The 17,148-nt window shown below is 47.4% G+C and carries 16 protein-coding genes; 14 read left to right on the top strand and 2 right to left on the bottom strand.

Annotation, left to right across the window (positions count from 1 at the left end; translation table 11 throughout):
• Positions 1 to 206 precede the first annotated feature (206 nt).
• The gene (locus ACJJIV_RS00250; protein ID WP_444890298.1) at positions 207 to 1,631 is read right to left on the bottom strand and encodes a serine hydrolase domain-containing protein; all 1,425 of its coding nucleotides are present in this window, start codon (positions 1,629 to 1,631) and stop codon (positions 207 to 209) included.
• A 187-nt stretch (positions 1,632 to 1,818) separates the two neighbouring features.
• On the opposite strand from ACJJIV_RS00250, the gene ACJJIV_RS00245 reads away from it, so the two are divergent.
• Positions 1,819 to 2,676, top strand: a complete 858-nt coding sequence (locus ACJJIV_RS00245; protein WP_444890297.1) for an urea transporter — start codon at positions 1,819 to 1,821, stop codon at positions 2,674 to 2,676.
• 107 nt (positions 2,677 to 2,783) lie between these two features.
• Here the strand turns inward: ACJJIV_RS00245 and ACJJIV_RS00240 are convergent, their stop codons facing one another.
• Entirely contained in the window at positions 2,784 to 3,575 is a 792-nt protein-coding gene (locus ACJJIV_RS00240; protein ID WP_444890296.1) for an SDR family NAD(P)-dependent oxidoreductase, read from the bottom strand.
• Positions 3,576 to 3,687: 112 nt separating this feature from the next.
• Between ACJJIV_RS00240 and ACJJIV_RS00235 the strand changes: the two genes are divergently transcribed.
• The 13 genes from ACJJIV_RS00235 (at position 3,688) to ACJJIV_RS00175 (ending at position 16,899) form a co-directional block, all read left to right on the top strand.
• Positions 3,688 to 4,035 (top strand): winged helix-turn-helix transcriptional regulator, encoded by a 348-nt coding sequence (locus ACJJIV_RS00235; RefSeq protein WP_444890295.1) that lies wholly within the window; start codon positions 3,688 to 3,690, stop codon positions 4,033 to 4,035.
• A gap of 240 nt (positions 4,036 to 4,275) precedes the next feature.
• Positions 4,276 to 4,875 carry a short chain dehydrogenase gene (locus tag ACJJIV_RS00230; RefSeq protein ID WP_444890294.1) on the top strand — a complete coding sequence of 200 codons (600 nt, stop codon included), beginning with the start codon at positions 4,276 to 4,278 and terminating at the stop codon, positions 4,873 to 4,875.
• A gap of 223 nt (positions 4,876 to 5,098) precedes the next feature.
• Entirely contained in the window at positions 5,099 to 6,772 is a 1,674-nt protein-coding gene (locus ACJJIV_RS00225) for an FMN-binding glutamate synthase family protein (RefSeq protein ID WP_444890293.1), read from the top strand.
• A 54-nt stretch (positions 6,773 to 6,826) separates the two neighbouring features.
• Positions 6,827 to 6,982: a DUF4113 domain-containing protein gene (locus ACJJIV_RS00220; protein ID WP_444891739.1), complete on the top strand. Its 156-nt coding sequence runs from the start codon at positions 6,827 to 6,829 to the stop codon at positions 6,980 to 6,982.
• A gap of 78 nt (positions 6,983 to 7,060) precedes the next feature.
• On the top strand, positions 7,061 to 7,939 hold the full coding sequence (locus ACJJIV_RS00215; RefSeq protein WP_444890292.1) for a lipase family protein: 879 nt from the start codon (positions 7,061 to 7,063) through the stop codon (positions 7,937 to 7,939).
• A gap of 155 nt (positions 7,940 to 8,094) precedes the next feature.
• A complete protein-coding gene (locus tag ACJJIV_RS00210) occupies positions 8,095 to 8,478 on the top strand; it encodes a BlaI/MecI/CopY family transcriptional regulator (protein ID WP_444890291.1) in 384 nt (127 codons plus the stop codon).
• Positions 8,478 to 9,431 (top strand): hypothetical protein, encoded by a 954-nt coding sequence (locus ACJJIV_RS00205; RefSeq protein WP_444890290.1) that lies wholly within the window; start codon positions 8,478 to 8,480, stop codon positions 9,429 to 9,431. Before ACJJIV_RS00210 ends, ACJJIV_RS00205 begins: the two co-directional genes overlap by 1 nt.
• Before the next feature lie 10 nt (positions 9,432 to 9,441).
• A complete protein-coding gene (locus ACJJIV_RS00200; protein WP_444890289.1) occupies positions 9,442 to 10,755 on the top strand; it encodes a TolC family protein in 1,314 nt (437 codons plus the stop codon).
• Positions 10,752 to 11,981, top strand: coding sequence for an efflux RND transporter periplasmic adaptor subunit (locus ACJJIV_RS00195; RefSeq protein WP_444890288.1), 1,230 nt, complete (start codon positions 10,752 to 10,754; stop codon positions 11,979 to 11,981). Before ACJJIV_RS00200 ends, ACJJIV_RS00195 begins: the two co-directional genes overlap by 4 nt.
• 9 nt (positions 11,982 to 11,990) lie before the next feature.
• Complete coding sequence (locus ACJJIV_RS00190) at positions 11,991 to 15,146, top strand: efflux RND transporter permease subunit (protein WP_444890287.1); 3,156 nt, start codon at positions 11,991 to 11,993, stop codon at positions 15,144 to 15,146.
• Positions 15,147 to 15,208: 62 nt separating this feature from the next.
• Positions 15,209 to 15,904 (top strand): HupE/UreJ family protein, encoded by a 696-nt coding sequence (locus ACJJIV_RS00185; protein ID WP_444886199.1) that lies wholly within the window; start codon positions 15,209 to 15,211, stop codon positions 15,902 to 15,904.
• Between the two features lie 64 nt (positions 15,905 to 15,968).
• Positions 15,969 to 16,517: a hypothetical protein gene (locus ACJJIV_RS00180; RefSeq protein WP_444890286.1), complete on the top strand. Its 549-nt coding sequence runs from the start codon at positions 15,969 to 15,971 to the stop codon at positions 16,515 to 16,517.
• A gap of 46 nt (positions 16,518 to 16,563) precedes the next feature.
• A complete protein-coding gene (locus tag ACJJIV_RS00175; protein WP_444890285.1) occupies positions 16,564 to 16,899 on the top strand; it encodes a DUF6488 family protein in 336 nt (111 codons plus the stop codon).
• Positions 16,900 to 17,148 lie beyond the last annotated feature (249 nt).

Raw genomic sequence — 17,148 nt, 5'->3', positions numbered from 1 at the left:
CCACAAAAACTTGAACTGTCTTTTGCTAATGTTGGATTATGTTAACAATTGGTGATCGCCGGCCGCTATGTAATTCGTTCTTGTCAATTCCATCCCAGTCACGAAGTATAAAAACTATGTGTTCTTACTGTACGTTGAGTGGGTAGGGGCCTTCTTAATAATAAAGAGAAGAGAGAAGAGTTTGAGCTCTTCTCTGGACTTCCAAGTTAAGGTACACGCTTGTAGATATAGGTTTTATCATCTTGGCGGAGGGTCAGCGAAACAACAGGGCCCACATCGGCTCCCTCAAATTCGATAGTTAGCCCTGGTACCATCTTAGATGCATATAGTGTGGATGATTGCGGTCGAATGACGAACTCTCCGTATCCCGCTGAAACAATAAGGCCCGTATAGCCACGACTAATCTCGATGACATCGTCCTTAGCCTGCTCATAGCGTCCGATCCCCCTTAAAAGAACTTTCTCAGGTAAAGTAATGAAATCTGGGGTAGGGACGATCTTAGTAGATACTGTTTGCTGGGGGTTCAAAAAATGGTGGCCGATATCGTCTAATCCTTCGCCACTCGCAGCATCTGCCAAGGCAACAACACCGGCTCTCCGTGCTGGGTTAAAGCCCATAAATGTGCGTGATCCATCGCTGCTGCCGTTAGACCAATAATAGGTTTCTCCATGGGTCGTCGTTCTGCGCCAACCCAGGGCCATACGAGTGATATCACTGCCTCCAGGCCTATCGACCGACAACATCAAACGCGAGGCAGCCACCAAATCCTTAGGGCCCTGGCCGTTGGTGAACAAGTCGAGAAGAGTGAGGAGATCGTTGGCAGTAGAGCGCAAACCACCAGCCGGAGCGAGTACACCATCACTAGTGGGGCCAATCGGGCTGAGGTAAAAGTCATGGCCTTGAGCGCGTCGTGCTGCCTTTCTCGGGTCATCCTCTAAAGTAGTGTCACTCAACCCCAGTGGCTCTGTCACACGCTCTCGCAGTATCTCTGCAAAAGAGCGGCCTGACTTCAAAGCAATGCCTTGACCTAAAAGTCCAAAAGCCAGGTTTGAATAGTTAAATTGAGAGCCTGGACTAGTTTGCAGGTGGTAGCTTGGTAAGCTGCCATAGAGCTGTTCAAAGGAATAACCTGCATATTTATTCGGCGCATCGGGTACAGATGTAGCAAGGTTGTTGGGCCTAAGCGGCAATGCAGCACCATGTGTAGCCAGGTCGGTGAGGGTGATTTGTCGTCCTTTAAAAGTTGGAGCCTTTACTCCATCTGGTACGTAATTCTGAAGTGGGTCGTCGAGCCTTACGCGCTTATGTACGACTTCAACAGCTAGTAGCAGAGCGGTAAAAATCTTAGTTAGCGAGGCAACTTCAAAAATGGTATCACCGCCTAGCTGGTAGTCATCCTTGGCTTCAGGGTCCCGAACGGTAATGATGCGACGACCAGAGGGCTTCAGGGTGCCTGTAACCGCGGCATGTGCCCCATGCTGCTTAAGAATACGATGACGTACAAGACGTTGAAGCTCGTCTACACCTTTCGCTGTATTATTTGATAAAGCGTCTAACGCAAAGAGTGGCTGGGGCAGGGTATATGCGATGGCAGCCCCCAAAAAAACTTTAGAAAAATCACGTCGATCCATGGCGATCAGTACCTATTGAAGAAGTCAGTCAGGAAAATCAATATACGTTTACAATACCTAACCAATAGTTAATTTAAAACAATCAAATTGCTGAAAGAGTATCGACTACCAATATCTACAGAAGTTTCAGTATTTCATTCGTCATATTGTCAATGAGTACAAAGGAGTGAATTAGATTGAGCGACTTATGAAGAAATCGATACCCACAAAGGTCTGTTGTTTCCTTGTCAGCCTACTCAGGGGAATTAGCCAAGTCATCCTACAGAAGAACGCATTGAGTGGAGCTTTGTTTTTGTTTGGTGTGGCAGTTAACTCCATCACTATGGCTATTGGAGTCCTAGTTGGTGTTATCTCCTCAACAATTTTTGCACATATTAAACATTACCCGGTGAATGATATTGAAGAGGGGCTATTTGGGTACAATGGCGCATTGATTGGTGTAGTCGTATTCTCTTTATATGCACCTTCGTCACTCACCGTTTTCTTAATTATTGCTGGAAGCGCTCTAACCGTTTTAATAATGCGCTTAATGATGATTCACTTTCCTCTTCCAGCTTATACCGCACCATACATTATGGTGATATGGGTTATCTGGGCCATGGCTCCGGCACTCAATCTAGAGCCAGCTATAACATCGATGAGTGAGAAAATCTCAACTTGGGGGATATTCGAAGGTATAGGACAGATTATCTTCCAAAATAATGCCATTACGGGGGCTTGTTTTTTGCTTGGGATTTTCATTTCCAATAAGTTACATGCCCTTTGGGGCATCATTGGTGGGCTATTTGCTACATTATTGGCTGAGCTTCTATCTTTATCGACAACACTCATTCTTGCCGGAATCTTTGGCTACAATGCATCACTTTGTGCTATTGCCTTAACAAGTAGAAGTAAGCAGTGGCTTGCTCCACTTGTGGGGAGTGCATTAACCGTGCCCATCGCAATGGCTTTTATCAATACTGGCATCGTTGTATTAACAGCACCATTTGTACTTTCCAGTTGGGCGATATTATTGCTTAAGAAAAGATTTTCATTAACTTACTGATAGAAAGGTCAGAGTGTGGCCAAATCTTATGACTGATTCGGCCACAGTATTTAACTAGGCATACTTGAGCTTTTTATCTTCACAAAGAATAACTTAATAGATATCTGTTAGTTTCTTCCAGCTATTACACCACCATCTACATCCCAAATTGCACCGGTAACCCAACTAGAGTTTTCACCTAGAAGGAAGTTAACAACATTTGCAACATCATTTGGCACACCAATTCTCCCAATGGGGTGAAAAGAATCAAATCCGGATAGTGCTTCATCTATTTCATTAGGATCAATAAAGTTCTCATAAATTGGTGTTTTCACGACTGCTGGAGAGACTGCATTAACTCTTATGTTGTACTCGGCAAGCTCCATGGCTAAATGCTGGGTTAGGGCATGGAGCCCAGCCTTTGCCATTGAATATGCTGAAGATGGAGTGGCTTTAATTGCTTGCTGGGCCCACATAGAACCAATATTAACTACACTACCAGAGCCATGCTTTATCATATTCTTCGCAACAGCTTGGGTAATAAAAAATAACGAACGATTGATTTCTAGATATCTGTCATAGTCATCATTTTCATGCAATAGAAATGGCTTGGGGTTGAAATAACCCGCAGCATTAACCAAGTATCGATAATGAGCTTCATCTTTCTCGATAAGCTCAATGAGAGCACTGACATCTTTTTCTTGGTAAAGATCTGCCTGGAGCGTTTTCACTTCACCATAGGTAGATAGATAATCCTCTGCCTTTTTTAGCTTTGCTTCCTTACTACCAACGATTATGGGCGTTATCCCTTGTTTTATCAGCTGCTCCGCAGTAGCTAGCCCAATTCCACTTGATCCTCCCACAACAAGGGCCAACTCACGTCTATCTTTGTCTTTAGCTTCAACTATAGTCTCGTTCACAAATTTTCCTCGATAAGATAATGTAGATAGCGTGCAAGTAGTCTAGGCAAAGCAAAGCCCTGATGAAAAGTAGGTACAATTCGGTGTATTAGTTACTTTTTGGTAAGTATTTATGGAACCAAACAAAAAGAAAGTCCTAAGAAAGGCGCCACCAAAGCAAAGCGCCCGGATGGTTGAGACTATCTATGGCTGTAAATGGTCGCTTACAGTCTACCGTTTGCTGGCTTTGGAAATAAATCGACCAGGAGAGATGGTACGCAGTGTGGAGGGTCTGAGTGCAAAAGTACTTAATGAATGTCTCCGTAAAAACGTAGAGTTTGGTATCTTGGAACGCGTGAGCTATAACGAGATTCCTCCCAGGGTTGAATACACAGTTACAAAATTTGGTGAAAAATTTTTAAATGTATTGGAGGAATTGGAGAAACTGCAAGATGAGATAGATCAAATGAACTCACAATGAAAAATTACCTACAAGGATCATATTCACATCCAAATCAAAACCATTTCACTGCGTTTTCCAATATATATTGCGCAAGCTATCTGATAAGAGTTGAGTTTGAAGGTAAACCGGAACACAAGATTCCATTTGATTAGTAGCTACACTAAAACCTTTAACGCGGTGCATTTCTAGGCACAACTTTTCCATTATGACCAAAGAATAGCTAAATATTTTAATTAATAAACTAAGGACGGTTATAGCATGAAAATTATAGTGATTGGCGCTAACGGAACCATTGGTAAATCAGTTGTGGCTGAACTTAAAGACCATGAAGTTGTAAAAGTAGGTCACAGCAAAGGCGACTACAGAGTTGATATTGAGGACAGGGCATCTATCAAGGCCATGTTTGAGAAAGTCGGCCAAGTTGACGCCGTAGTTTCAGCCACAGGAAATGCAGTTTTTGCGCCAGTTGAGGAACTGACATTTGATCAAATTAAGGCAGCTATCAACAGTAAGTTGTTAGGGCAAATTAGTATTTTCCAGATTGGCCGTGACTATATTCGAGAGGGTGGCAGTATCACTTTAACTTCAGGTGTTTTGGCTCAACATCCTATGCGGGGCGGTTCTGCACTCAGCCTGGTGAATGGGGCCATTGAATCCTTTGTGAAAGCCACAGCGTTAGAGCTCGGCCATAAGCTTCGTTTGAATGCTGTTAGTCCACATTTTGTGAAAGAAACCATGGATATAATGGGTATGGATAGTTCTAGCGGCATCTCAGCGTCGGACACTGCAAAAGCGTATCGTCATGCAGTTTTAACCAATGAAACTGGGCAGTCTTTTGACGTAGTGGATTATATATAACCCTCAAAACTGAAACTTATTGTGAGACTTTTTATATAGATGATATGCAGTTTATTGATGGTTATGTATTAATTGATACACTAGCTTTTTCTTGGCGAGATTGATCAAGACGTGAGTTAGTGAAGTAACTACATAGAATATCCACGTAAATGCGATTGACTCCGAGCTGGTAGAAAATACATTCTTCAAGGAGAGAAAACAGCAATAGCCTGTACGAAATACAATGATGAAACTATTCCTGCTCAATCGCTATACATTTTTTGGCTGTTGTGTTCTCACGACTATCGTCAGCCTGCCTCTGTTGGACTCTTACTCCTGGCTCTGGTCTATTGCCGCAATCAGCAGCCTTCTGAGTCTCCTAGGAATTTACGATCTGATTCAAAAATCCCATGCGGTGCGCCGTAACTACCCCATATTGGGCAATATTCGCTATCTCATGGAACGTGTTCGCCCAGAGCTACGCCAGTACCTGTTAGAAGGAGAAGAAGACGAGCTGCCTTTTTCCCGGGCCCAACGCTCCCTGGTCTATGCCCGGGCCAAGAATGAGAATGCATCCAAACCCTTTGGTACCTTGATTGACGTCTACAAACCTGGTTTTGAGTTTATCAATCACTCCATACGCCCCAAGGAGGTCAGAGAGCACAAGAGCTTCAGGGTGCTCATAGGGGGACCTCAGTGCAGCCAGCCTTATTCGGCCTCGATCTTCAATATCTCCGCTATGAGCTTTGGGTCCCTCAGTGCCAACGCCATCAGGGCCCTGAACAAGGGCGCCAAGCTGGGGGACTTTGCCCACGATACAGGGGAGGGCAGCATCAGCCACTATCATCACGAGTTCGGCGGCGATCTGATTTGGGAAATAGGCTCGGGTTACTTTGGTTGTCGAGCCCAGGACGGCAGCTTCGATCCAGACCGCTTCAAGGCACAGGCTCGTAACCCGCAAATTAAGATGATTGAGCTAAAACTCAGCCAGGGCGCCAAGCCCGGCCATGGCGGCATCCTACCCGGGCACAAGGTGACTGCGGAGATAGCATCCACCCGCGGCGTACCTGAGGGCGAGGACTGCATCTCACCTTCGAGCCACAACAGCTTTTCTACCCCCCTTGAGTTGCTGACTTTTATCAAACAACTGAGGGAACTTAGCGGCGGTAAACCAGTAGGTTTTAAGCTGGCCCTCGGACACCCTTGGGAGTTTATGGGCATCGCAAAGGCCATGCTCCAAAGTGACATATTGCCAGATTTTATCGTGGTAGATGGCAAGGAAGGGGGTACTGGAGCAGCACCGTTGGAATTCACCAATCATATCGGCGTGCCCCTGCGCGAAGGCCTACTGTTTATCCACAATACCCTGGTAGGCCTGAACCTGCGAGACAAGATCAAGATAGGTGCCAGCGGCAAGATAATCTCGGCGTTCGATATTGCCAGTGTGCTGGCTATAGGGGCCGACTGGGCCAACTCGGCACGCGGCTTTATGTTTGCAATCGGCTGTATCCAATCCCAATCCTGCCACACTAACAAGTGCCCCACGGGCGTAGCCACCCAAGACAAGCTGCGACAGCGAGCCCTGGTGGTGCCGGAGAAAGCTGACAGGGTACATAATTTCCACAACAACACCCTTAGTACCCTGGCCGAGATGTTAGCCGCCGCCGGATTAGAGCATCCAGCACAGCTAGAAGGAAAACACCTAGTACGCCGTACCGGTGGCACAGAAGTTCAGCTATTTTCGCAAATCCACGTCTACCTCAAGCCTGGCGAATTGCTCAGGGCACATGACGAGGGGGGCTTCTATGCCCGGGCCTGGCGTATGGCACGTGCCGACAGTTTTGATCCAACTGAGGGCAACCCAGCCGGCATCGATTCGGAAAGCGAGGCCGATACAGCTGAGCTTGCGCTCAGTTGAGCAGGGATCATGAACGCCTATAAGGCAGGGGAGACCATACCAATGATGGACTGAATCAACGAAAAGTTTGGCCTAGGAACTCTGTTTTTAGGTGCTCAAGATATTCAGGATGAACAGAAAGTACGGCAGGCGTTTACATCGCCTGCCAATACCATCTGTGACCTATACTTCTATCGATATTTATTTAGGCTAAAGAGAGTGCAAAGCTGAATAACGTGAAGATCCATCCTAGAAGTGAGTACTTGGCGCATTTAGTTGATTTTTCCACATTTAGCGGAGCACCTCTTTGTGACTTTCTCCATTAATAGCTTAGCAAACCCCGGTTTCTCATGGCCTAGTGTTCTCTCTATGGCACTCGCTAGCAAGTTATCATATGAGGAGAAGGAAGTTGTCGAGAGCACAGCATTAGATGATTGGGGCTACTTATACGCTTTATTTCTGGATATAAAAAATACTGAGTGTTTTCTTGCTGAAACCGATTCACACGTATTGTTATCATTTAGAGGGACTCAAGGAATTGGCGACTGGGTTGGAAATATTAACTTATTTCCAATTCACAACCCCAACTATGGCACTGTGCATAATGGTTTTTTTGATGCGTTTTATGATGTTGAAAAATTGCTAATAGAGCATCTTCCCAAGGATAAACCTATGTGGATAACTGGGCATAGTTTAGGGGGAGCCTTAGCAGCAATTGCTAGTGTAGAATGGCGTAGTAAGTTTGAAATCTATGGTATTTGTACATTTGGGCAACCTCGTACAGGGCATCAAGATTTTTCTGAAACAATAAGAAATTCATACCCAGACAGTTTCTTTCGGTTTGTTAACAATAGGGATCTTATTACTAGAATCCCACCAGGATTCCAGCATGCAGGCTCTCTTTATCATTTTGATGCAAACGGGGACATACAAGAAATTTCGGCTGGCTTTCTTCCAATATCTCCAGATCCCGAACCCCTCACTTTGGATGAGTTCCACCAATTTCAAGAAAATATAAATAACATTCGTAATAAGATTGAGATGAAACCTACAGAGAATTTTGCAGGACATTTTGATTTATTAGACGACATATTAAGTCGTCAATACAAATCATTATCTGACCACAAAATAGATCGCTATATAAAAAATATAAGCGGACAAATCCTTGCGAGCCCTGATTATACCTAACTAACATTCGTCCAATACTTTCACCGCTTGATAACAGTTTAGTAAGGAGGCTTTAGTTGATGTATCCATAGTCTAGATCAAAAACCTATTGACGATCGGTTTTTGTCGCTCTACCATCATTCAAGGAATGATTTTAACAGTTGGAATAATGGTCTATGCGACTTGGCGATCTTGAGAAACAGGTGCTCCAATATCTTTGGGATAGAAAATCTGCGGATGCCAAACAGGTCCACTCGGACTTGAGCAGGGCCCGTGGAGGTTCTCTCAATACGATCCAGAGCACGCTGGATCGCCTTTACAAGAAAGGTTTGCTGTCCCGGGAGAAGCAGGGGCATGCATTCCAATACAGCCCGGCAGTGGAGCGCTACGAGTTTGTCGGACAGCTGATTCAAGACGTTACTCGTGAGTTCGTTGATGATGAGAACGGGTTGGTAGCCGCATTTACCTCCATCTCATCGGAGTTGAGCAAAAGCCAATTGGAGCAGCTGGAGCAGTTGATCGAAAGCCAGAAGATTAAGCGCCAGCAGGGTGATCGCTAATGATTTTGGGGCAGGTTGCACTCTGGCTAAACCTGCTGACTATTGCAGCGCTTGGCCTGTTTGTCGGTATTTTACTGGTATCAGCTGCCTGCCTTTCTGCTTCCCGGCATTCACCTCGCCTGTCTGCCAGTAGCCGACGTTTACTGCTATGGAGTGCGGTATTGCTGCCGTGGTTCGCGGCTTCCACTGCCGCTGTTATCCTGGCATTCCCCAGCCTTTTGGGGGGCGTTGCATCACTGGCGCACTGGCACCATATCAATGCTTTTAACCTCTACAGTTGGCATGGTGTTTTTACCATTGCATTTCTTTTTCTTACCGGGTTTTTGGTGTTTCAAAGTTTTAAACGAGCTCATCGCCATTTGGCCCAGCTCCGTTTGTTAATGCAACTTTGCGAAAGGGATCAGTCTGATCAGAGCATTATCCAGGCTCAGGGTCCCCAAGCTTTCACCAGTGGTCTGCTCCGTCCGCAAGGGTTTTATACCAGCGGTCTGCGAGACCAGTTAACAGCGGAAGAATTTGAGGTGGTGCGCCTACATGAGGAAGCCCATGCGCAAAAATTTGATCCTCTGAAGAAATTAATATTCGCTTTGTTTGCCAGCTTTTTCCCTACGCGTTTGGGGAATTACCTGAATCAGCAAATGGCGCTGTGTATGGAGCAGCGTGCAGACGCTTATGCCCATAGGCAGGGGTGGAGTGAGACCTTTATCGCCCAAACCCTGCTTAAGGTAACCCGTATCTCCAATGGGTTGCAGCCCAAAGAGAGAAGTTCAGCATTGGTCTGTTATTTCGCTCTTGACCAGTTGGATGCCCGTATTCGTTATTTGCTGTCTGATAATAAGGGGCGAAACTTATCCCCTTTATTGTTAGCTGGATTGTTCGTAGTTCTCACTGGCACTTGCCTTGTGTCGGTGGATGCGCTCCACCACACCGTCGAAACCCTTTTCTCCCACTAAGGAAGCCGAAGTGTTTAATTGTTTGCGTTTAGTCATAACTAAAAAACCGACTGCTGATCGGTTTTTTGTGGCCGGAGCTGTGTTCTTTTTAGTCGCATTAAGTGGGTCCCTTAAGGCAGAGCAGGGCGAGGAGTTATCGGGCCTCACTTATGAGCAGGCAATTCTTAAAAGCTTGCAAAATCATCCTGAACTGGCGGGTTACCGATATCATTTTGAGGCTGTGGATGCTTTATCGAAGCACGCCAAGCTTGGACCACGCCCGGAGCTTAGTGTTGCCGCCGAGGGGGTGGGGGAGGAAAAGGACAGCGATGGCAACGGCAGTTCCCAGATAACAGTAGGCATCAGTTGGCTATTACAGGGTGATCTCGCAGAAAAACGTGTATTGGCTACACGCAGTAAGACCTCCGTGATTGAGGCCCAAAAGCAGGTTCTTGAATTAGAAGTTGCCGCAAATACCGCGCGTTACTTTTTCCAAGTCCTGGCTCAGCAGGAACGCCTGGAAATTGCTAAAACAGCTGTCGACCTGGCTCGCGGGATATCCGCCGAAATTAATCGCCAGGTTAGTGTTGGCAGAACGAATGAAGCCGATGCTTTTCGGGCGGAAGTCGACTTCCAGCGTCGACTCTTAGCTGTGGAAGATGTCGAGCACGAGTTGGATATTGCCAGATATCAATTAGCTGCCCAGTGGGGCTCCAGAGAGCCCAGTTTTCGAGCGGTGGTTGGTTCTCTTTCCAGTGTCATTCCGGAGGTTGATTTATCTAGATTGCGAAGCTTGGTGGCGAGCAACCCAAATTTGGAAATATTCATGAGCCGCGAGCGCGTGGCGCAGGCGGAAATTGATTTGGCACGTGCAGAAGCGGGCATTCAGTGGCGGATTGATACAGGAATTCGTCGCAACGAAGCGAGCGGAGATTATGGATTAGTGGCTGGCTTCGCAATCCCTCTAGGTAAGGGCGATCGCAATCGCGGCAAGGTATCTGCTTTGAGGGCGGAACAGAATCGTTTTCGAGCAGAAAGAAATGCGAAAGAGATTGCATTGGATACACAACTCTTTGTGATGACCCAAAGGCTACAGCATCACCGGCACGTGGCTGCCGCCTTGAATGAAAAGATGATTCCCAGTTTGGATAAAGCGCTCACCGCTACGCAAAAAGCCTATCGACGTGGCCGCTACAACTACTCGGAATTGGCTCTAGCCCAACAAGGGCTTAGCGATGCGCAGCTTTCACTGCTCCAGGCACAGTACAACGCACACCTTAGCCTGATTGAAATTGAAAAACTTACCGGCCTGTCATTGGCACAGATAAGCGAGAGCGAGATATGAGATCCGCAGTTTTTTCCAGCCTGATATTCAGTGCTTTACTTTCCTTGTTCCTTAGTGGCAGCGGCAGTGTCTATGCGGCCGGAGCTGTCGCAGAGGCGGAACCGGAAAAAGGGCCCAATCGTGGGCGCATGTTGCGAGAAGGTGATTTTGCCGTTGAGCTAAGTATTTATGAAACTGGTGTTCCCCCGGAGTTTCGGGTTTGGGTGAGTAACGATGGAGAGCTGGTTAATCCTCAACAGGTTGATCTTAAAGTGATTCTTACAAGGCTTGGAGATGGAGAGGACCACATCGAATTCAGGCCCGAGGGGGATTTTCTGCGTGGTGATATGGTGATCTATGAGCCCCACTCATTTGTTGTGACTCTAACAGCCAAGTACCAGGGGCAAGAATACCGTTGGCAATACGATAATTTTGAGGGGCGAACCCGTATCGAATCCGGTATTGCTGAATCCATGGAAATTGATACGGAAACCGTTGGCCCAGCCAGGATGAGTGAAACCAGCCGCGCTTACGGCAGGCTTATTGTAGATCCAGAGCAGGTTCGTGAAATTAGTGCGCGTTTCGATGGCTTTGTAGAAACTGTGCAGGTGGGATTGGGGGAGCGCGTTAATAAAGGGCAACCCCTAATTGCCATTAACAGCAATCAAAACCTAAACACCTACACTATTCAATCCCCAATTGCCGGTGTAGTAGTCCAGCGTAATGTAAACCCTGGTGAACAGACCGCAGGTCGAGTTTTATTAACGGTTGCCGATGATACTGCATTGTTGGCAGAGTTGGATGTTTTTCCCTCGACACGCCCCCAGATTCGCCCGGGCGCGCCCGTTTCCGTAAATATCAAGTCCCTGGAAACCCCTCTGCTCGGGGTAGTGAAACAAATTGATACTTTGATGAACCCCAACCAGGCCACCGCCGTTCGAGTGTCACTGCAAGATATTCCCGCAGGCCTCGCACCGGGTTCTTTTGTAAGCGGCGATATCCAAGTTGCTGAGTATGAGGTGCCTCTCGCCGTAAAGCGTTCCGGTTTACAGGCGTTCCGCGATTTTACTGTCGTTTATGCCAAGGTGGGCGACCTGTATGAAGTGCGTATGTTGGAGTTAGGGCGTGAAGCCGGTGATTGGGTAGAAGTGCTGGGGGGGATTCGACCGGGAATCGAATATGTCACCGGTAACAGCTACATCATTAAAGCGGACATTGAAAAGTCCGGTGCATCCCACGATCACTGAGGGTTCGGCATGCTTGAGTACTTGATAAGAACCTCAATTCAAAATCGCGGGCTGGTTATTGCCCTTGTGCTACTACTGTGCGGTTTGGGCATTTGGAATTTCACCCGGCTGCCCATTGATGCAGTACCGGATATCACCAATATCCAGGTGGTTATTAATACGGAGGCACCGGGGTATACCCCACAAGAAGTTGAGCAACGGGTTACATACCCTGTGGAAAATGCAATAGCTGGATTGCCGAGCCTTGCTTATACACGTTCCGTTTCGCGGTATGGGTTGTCCCAGGTTACGGTGATTTTTGAAGATGGCACCGATATTTATTTTGCCCGCCAGTTAGTGAATGAACGGCTCACTAGTGTACGTGGTGCACTGCCTGCTGGTTTGGAGCCGGAGCTTGGACCCATCGCCACAGGTCTTGGCGAAATCTTTATGTTCACAGTGGACTCCGAACCTGGAGCCACCAATGCTGATGGCAGTGCCGTAACGCCCAAGGACTTGCGCTCGGTGCATGACTGGATTGTGCGCCCGCAGTTACTGCGTGTACCTGGTGTGGTGGAAGTCAATCCGATCGGCGGGTTCAAGAGAGAAATTCTGATTGCTATAGAGCCGGATAAACTGCTGGCATTCGGCCTGACGCAGGAAGACCTGATTCGCTCGATCGAGGAGAACAATCGTAACCGTGGTGTAGGCTTTATTGAACACAGTGGCGCCCTGTGGTTGTTGCGGGTTCCTGGGCAGGCAAGCTCGTTAGAGACACTGAAAGATTTCCCGGTTGCGGAAGTGAATGGCGTTGCTGTTCGCCTTGGCGACTTGGCCAAGATCGAAGAGGGGCGCGAAATGCGCACCGGGGCGGCTACTCAGAACGGCAGGGAAGTGGTGATGAGCACCGTTTTCATGCTGGTTGGCGAAAATAGTCGCACCGTTGCAGGTGCAGTTGGTGAAAAATTAGAGAGTATCAAACAGAGTCTACCGCCTGGTATCACATTGACAGCAGTTTATGATCGTACCGGTCTGGTTGACCAGACACTGCGCACGGTCCAAACCAATCTTATGGAAGGTGCGCTGCTGGTTATCGCGGTTCTTTTCCTGCTGCTGGGGAATGTTCGCGCAGCAATTCTCACTGCGCTGGTCATTCCGGTGGCCATGTTAATGACCATCACAGGCATGGTTCAGGCCCGCGTAAGTGCAAACCTGATGAGTCTGGGGGCGCTGGACTTTGGCTTGTTGGTGGATGGAGCCATCATTATTGTCGAGAACTGTCTGCGACGCCTCAGCGAATCCGCCCGCGAGCGTGGCCAGTTAGATCTAAAAGAACGGCTTACCCTGGTATTTCAATCGACGCGGGAAGTGATTCGCCCGGCCATGTTTGGTGTGTTCATTATCACAGCCGTGTATTTACCCATTTTTGCCCTGACTGGAGTGGAGGGCAAGATGTTCCATCCGATGGCAATTACCGTGGTGATTGCGCTGCTTTCTGCGATGTTTCTTTCCATCACTTTGGTGCCAGCCGGCATAGCGCTGCTATTTCGCAAACCGGTGATCGAAAAGAAAAACCCTGCACTTGAGAAGCTGAATAGCTTTTATCGCCCGGCCCTGGAGTTTGCACTGCGCCAGCGTGGCATGGTTGTCGCTATTGCTGCGCTACTGGTGTTGGTTTCCGGCTATACGGCAAGCAGAATGGGTAGCGAATTTGTGCCGAATCTGGATGAAGGCGATATTGCCATGCACGCCTTGCGTATTCCCGGCACATCCCTGGAACAAGCGATTGCACTACAAAAATCCTTGGAGGCGCGGATTAAAGAGTTGCCCGAAGTGGAGCGTGTATTCGCCAAAATTGGGACTGCGGAAGTGGCTACCGATGCCGTTCCCCCAAGTGTTGCCGATAATTTTATTATCCTGAAACCCAGGTCTCAGTGGCCAGATCCGGATAAGCCGAAAGAGCAATTGGTAGAAGAGCTGGCAAAGCTGGTAGAGCCAATCCCCGGCAACCACTATGAATTTCTCCAGCCAATCCAGATGCGCTTTAACGAGCTTTTAGCGGGGGTGCGTGCGGAATTGGCGATCAAAGTCTTTGGCGATGACTTTGAGCAATTAGAGCGTTTGGGCGGTGAAATTGAAGCGGCTATTGGCAGTGTAGAAGGCGTTGCTGATATACAGATGGAGCAAACCAGCGGTTTACTGGTTCTCGCCATTGTTCCTGACCAGGCCGCACTAACCCAGTATGGGCTGGCTATCAATCAGGTACAGGAGCAGCTGGCAACCGCCCTGGGAGGTACGGTTGCTGGCCGCTTTTATGAAGGAGACCGCCGCACCGATATTGTTGTGCGTTTGCCAGAGGTATTGCGTCAGGATTTGGATGCGCTAAAGAAACTGCCGATTCATCGACCCAATGGCAACTATGTGCCCCTGGAGGAAATTGCCAGCTTGGAACTCACTACCGGTATCAATCAGGTTTTCCGCGAGAACGGTAAACGCAGGGTAGTGGTAACGGCCAATGTGCGGGGTAGGGATCTGGGTAGCTTTGTTGCTGATGTACAGCAGTCCGTTTCCGATAAAGTGGAAATACCACCCGGTTACTGGGTTGAATACGGCGGAACCTATCAAACGCTACAGTCTGCTACTGAACGCTTATCGATTGTAGTGCCGCTGACCCTTGTGTTGATTATGGGGCTTCTCCTGCTGGCGCTTCGCTCCATAAAAGATGCGGCAATTATCTTTACCGGTATACCCCTCGCATTAACCGGCGGTGTGCTCTCTTTAATGTTGCGGGATATCCCTTTCTCCATTTCCGCAGCCGTTGGTTTTATCGCACTTTCCGGGATTGCCATCCTTAACGGCCTGGTGATGGTTTCCTTTATTCGCGACCTGCGTGACCAAGGTTACAGCATAGAAAAGGCCATTATTGAGGGCGCCCTGATCCGATTACGTCCGGTCATTAGTACTGCACTGGTTGCCTCACTCGGTTTTGTGCCCATGGCCCTGAATACTGGTATTGGCTCTGAAGTACAGCGCCCACTGGCTACGGTGGTTATTGGCGGTATTGTCTCATCAACAATCCTGACACTTTTAGTGTTGCCGGCACTCTACAGAATTTTACATGGCAGGAATGCCAAGTCGGAGAGCTTACAAGATAACCCTGAAGTGGCTCTGGCTGGAGCCAGTTAACTGGGCCTGTGTGCGCTCTGGTTCACAAGAATTTAGAACTTTAATAACGGGAGATAGTAACGTTGCACAATAGTTTAAAAACGGTTTTCGGCTTGATGGCGCTGATAGCAGGCATGGTGATATCCATGCCGCTATTTGCCCATGGGGTGGACGATGCGACCAAGACTTTTCTCGCCGGCAATGAAGGGGTATCTATTATTCCCTTTCTATATATTGGCGCTAAGCATATGGTGACTGGCTATGACCACCTGCTGTTTCTGGTGGGAGTCATTTTCTTTTTATATCGATCAAAAGATGTTCTTATCTATGTAAGCTTTTTTACGCTCGGTCATAGCTTAACTTTGTTATTTGGAGTGCTTAACGACACCCATGTGAATGCCTATTTGATCGATGCCATTATTGGATTATCCATTGTCTATAAAGGCTTCGACAATCTCGGCGGCTTCAAACGGGTTTTTGGCTTCCAGCCTAATACCAAGGCTGCCGTACTGATTTTTGGACTCTTCCACGGTTTTGGTTTGGCAACCAAATTACAGGAATTCAAGCTGTCCAGCGATGGGTTGGTGGAGAACATTCTGGCCTTTAATGTCGGAGTAGAAATTGGTCAGTTTGTTGCGTTGCTGTTTATTCTTCTCGCCATCAATTATTGGCGTCGCTTTGACAGTTTTCTGCGCTTTTCCACTATGACAAATACCTTACTAATGAGTGGTGGACTGATGTTGGTGGGTTACCAGATGACAGGCTACTTCGTAGGTTAGTTAGCCAGAAAGTGACTTTATTAAGTTAATTGAACAGAAAGAACTCAAATTTAGAGCTTAAAGAATGAATACAACTGAAATGCCAGTGCAGTCTGCACAAACGCTGATTAAATCCACACTTGCTGCTGGCGTGCTTGCAGCCATTATGTTGACCACAGTAATCCTGCCAGCTGAATACAATATAGATCCTACTGGAATCGGCAGTGCACTGGGGCTGACTGAATTAAACAGTCAAGAGCAGGAAATTACTGTACCAGAAGTAGTGCAGCGTGGCGAGCAGTCCTTTGCTTATCGGACTGACACTACAACTATTGAAGTGCCCGCTGGCCGTGGGATTGAATACAAATTTCAATTGGATAAATACGGCCATCTGGAGTACGAGTGGGTAACGGAGAGTGGTGAACTTTACTTTGATTTTCACGGCGAACCCGCAGGCGATACTACCGGCTACTTTGAGAGTTTTGCTATTGCTACCGCAAACAAGATGAGTGGCTCTCTCACCACGCCTTTTGATGGTTCCCATGGCTGGTATTGGAAAAATAACGGTCAGGAATCTGTGAAGATCACTCTAAAAACAAAGGGGTTCTACGAGGTTATTGGACTCAAACAGTAACGCTTTTTGATCAACATTCGCTAAAACCGAGAAGAAAGAGAGTATTATGAACAAACTTATTCCAGTCATCTGTGTATCAGTTACCTTAGGCTTCGCAAATCTTGCTTTCGCCCATGGTGACCATGAGAGAGACAATTTTGCCACTGTATCCATGGTAGAAGCCAAAGGTATCGCCAGCCAGGAAGTCGCTCGCCTAATCAAAGAGGGTAAGCTTAACAAGTCCTGGTCTGACAAGCCGCTCAGCGCAGCTATGCAGCGTGTTAACGATCAGCGTCAGTGGGTTATTACAGCAAAAGAGCAGGGTGGTGTACTGAATCAGCAACTACAGGTTTTCTTAAGTACCGAAGGTTACTTTCTGACTTTTAAAGTGCAGAACCTCTAACTGATCAGATATACGCTGGCAGCGGTAAATTAGCCGCTGCCTTCAATGAAAATTCTTCACACATCTGATAGGCATATTGGTCAAATTTTATACGGCCGAAAACGCTATGAAGAATTTAAGGCCTTAAATGCGCATGTGGTTGGTAGTATCAAATTAGACAGCGTGTAAGATGTGCACAGACTCATGACTGCCATCAAGACACCTTGCCATCTCAGATCAGATTTGCCGATCCAGAAAATCGAGCCTCCA

The sequence above is a fragment of the Microbulbifer mixtoriginis (SeqCode) genome, from assembly GCF_052466765.1.
This window is presented reverse-complemented; position numbering and strand designations above follow the sequence as displayed.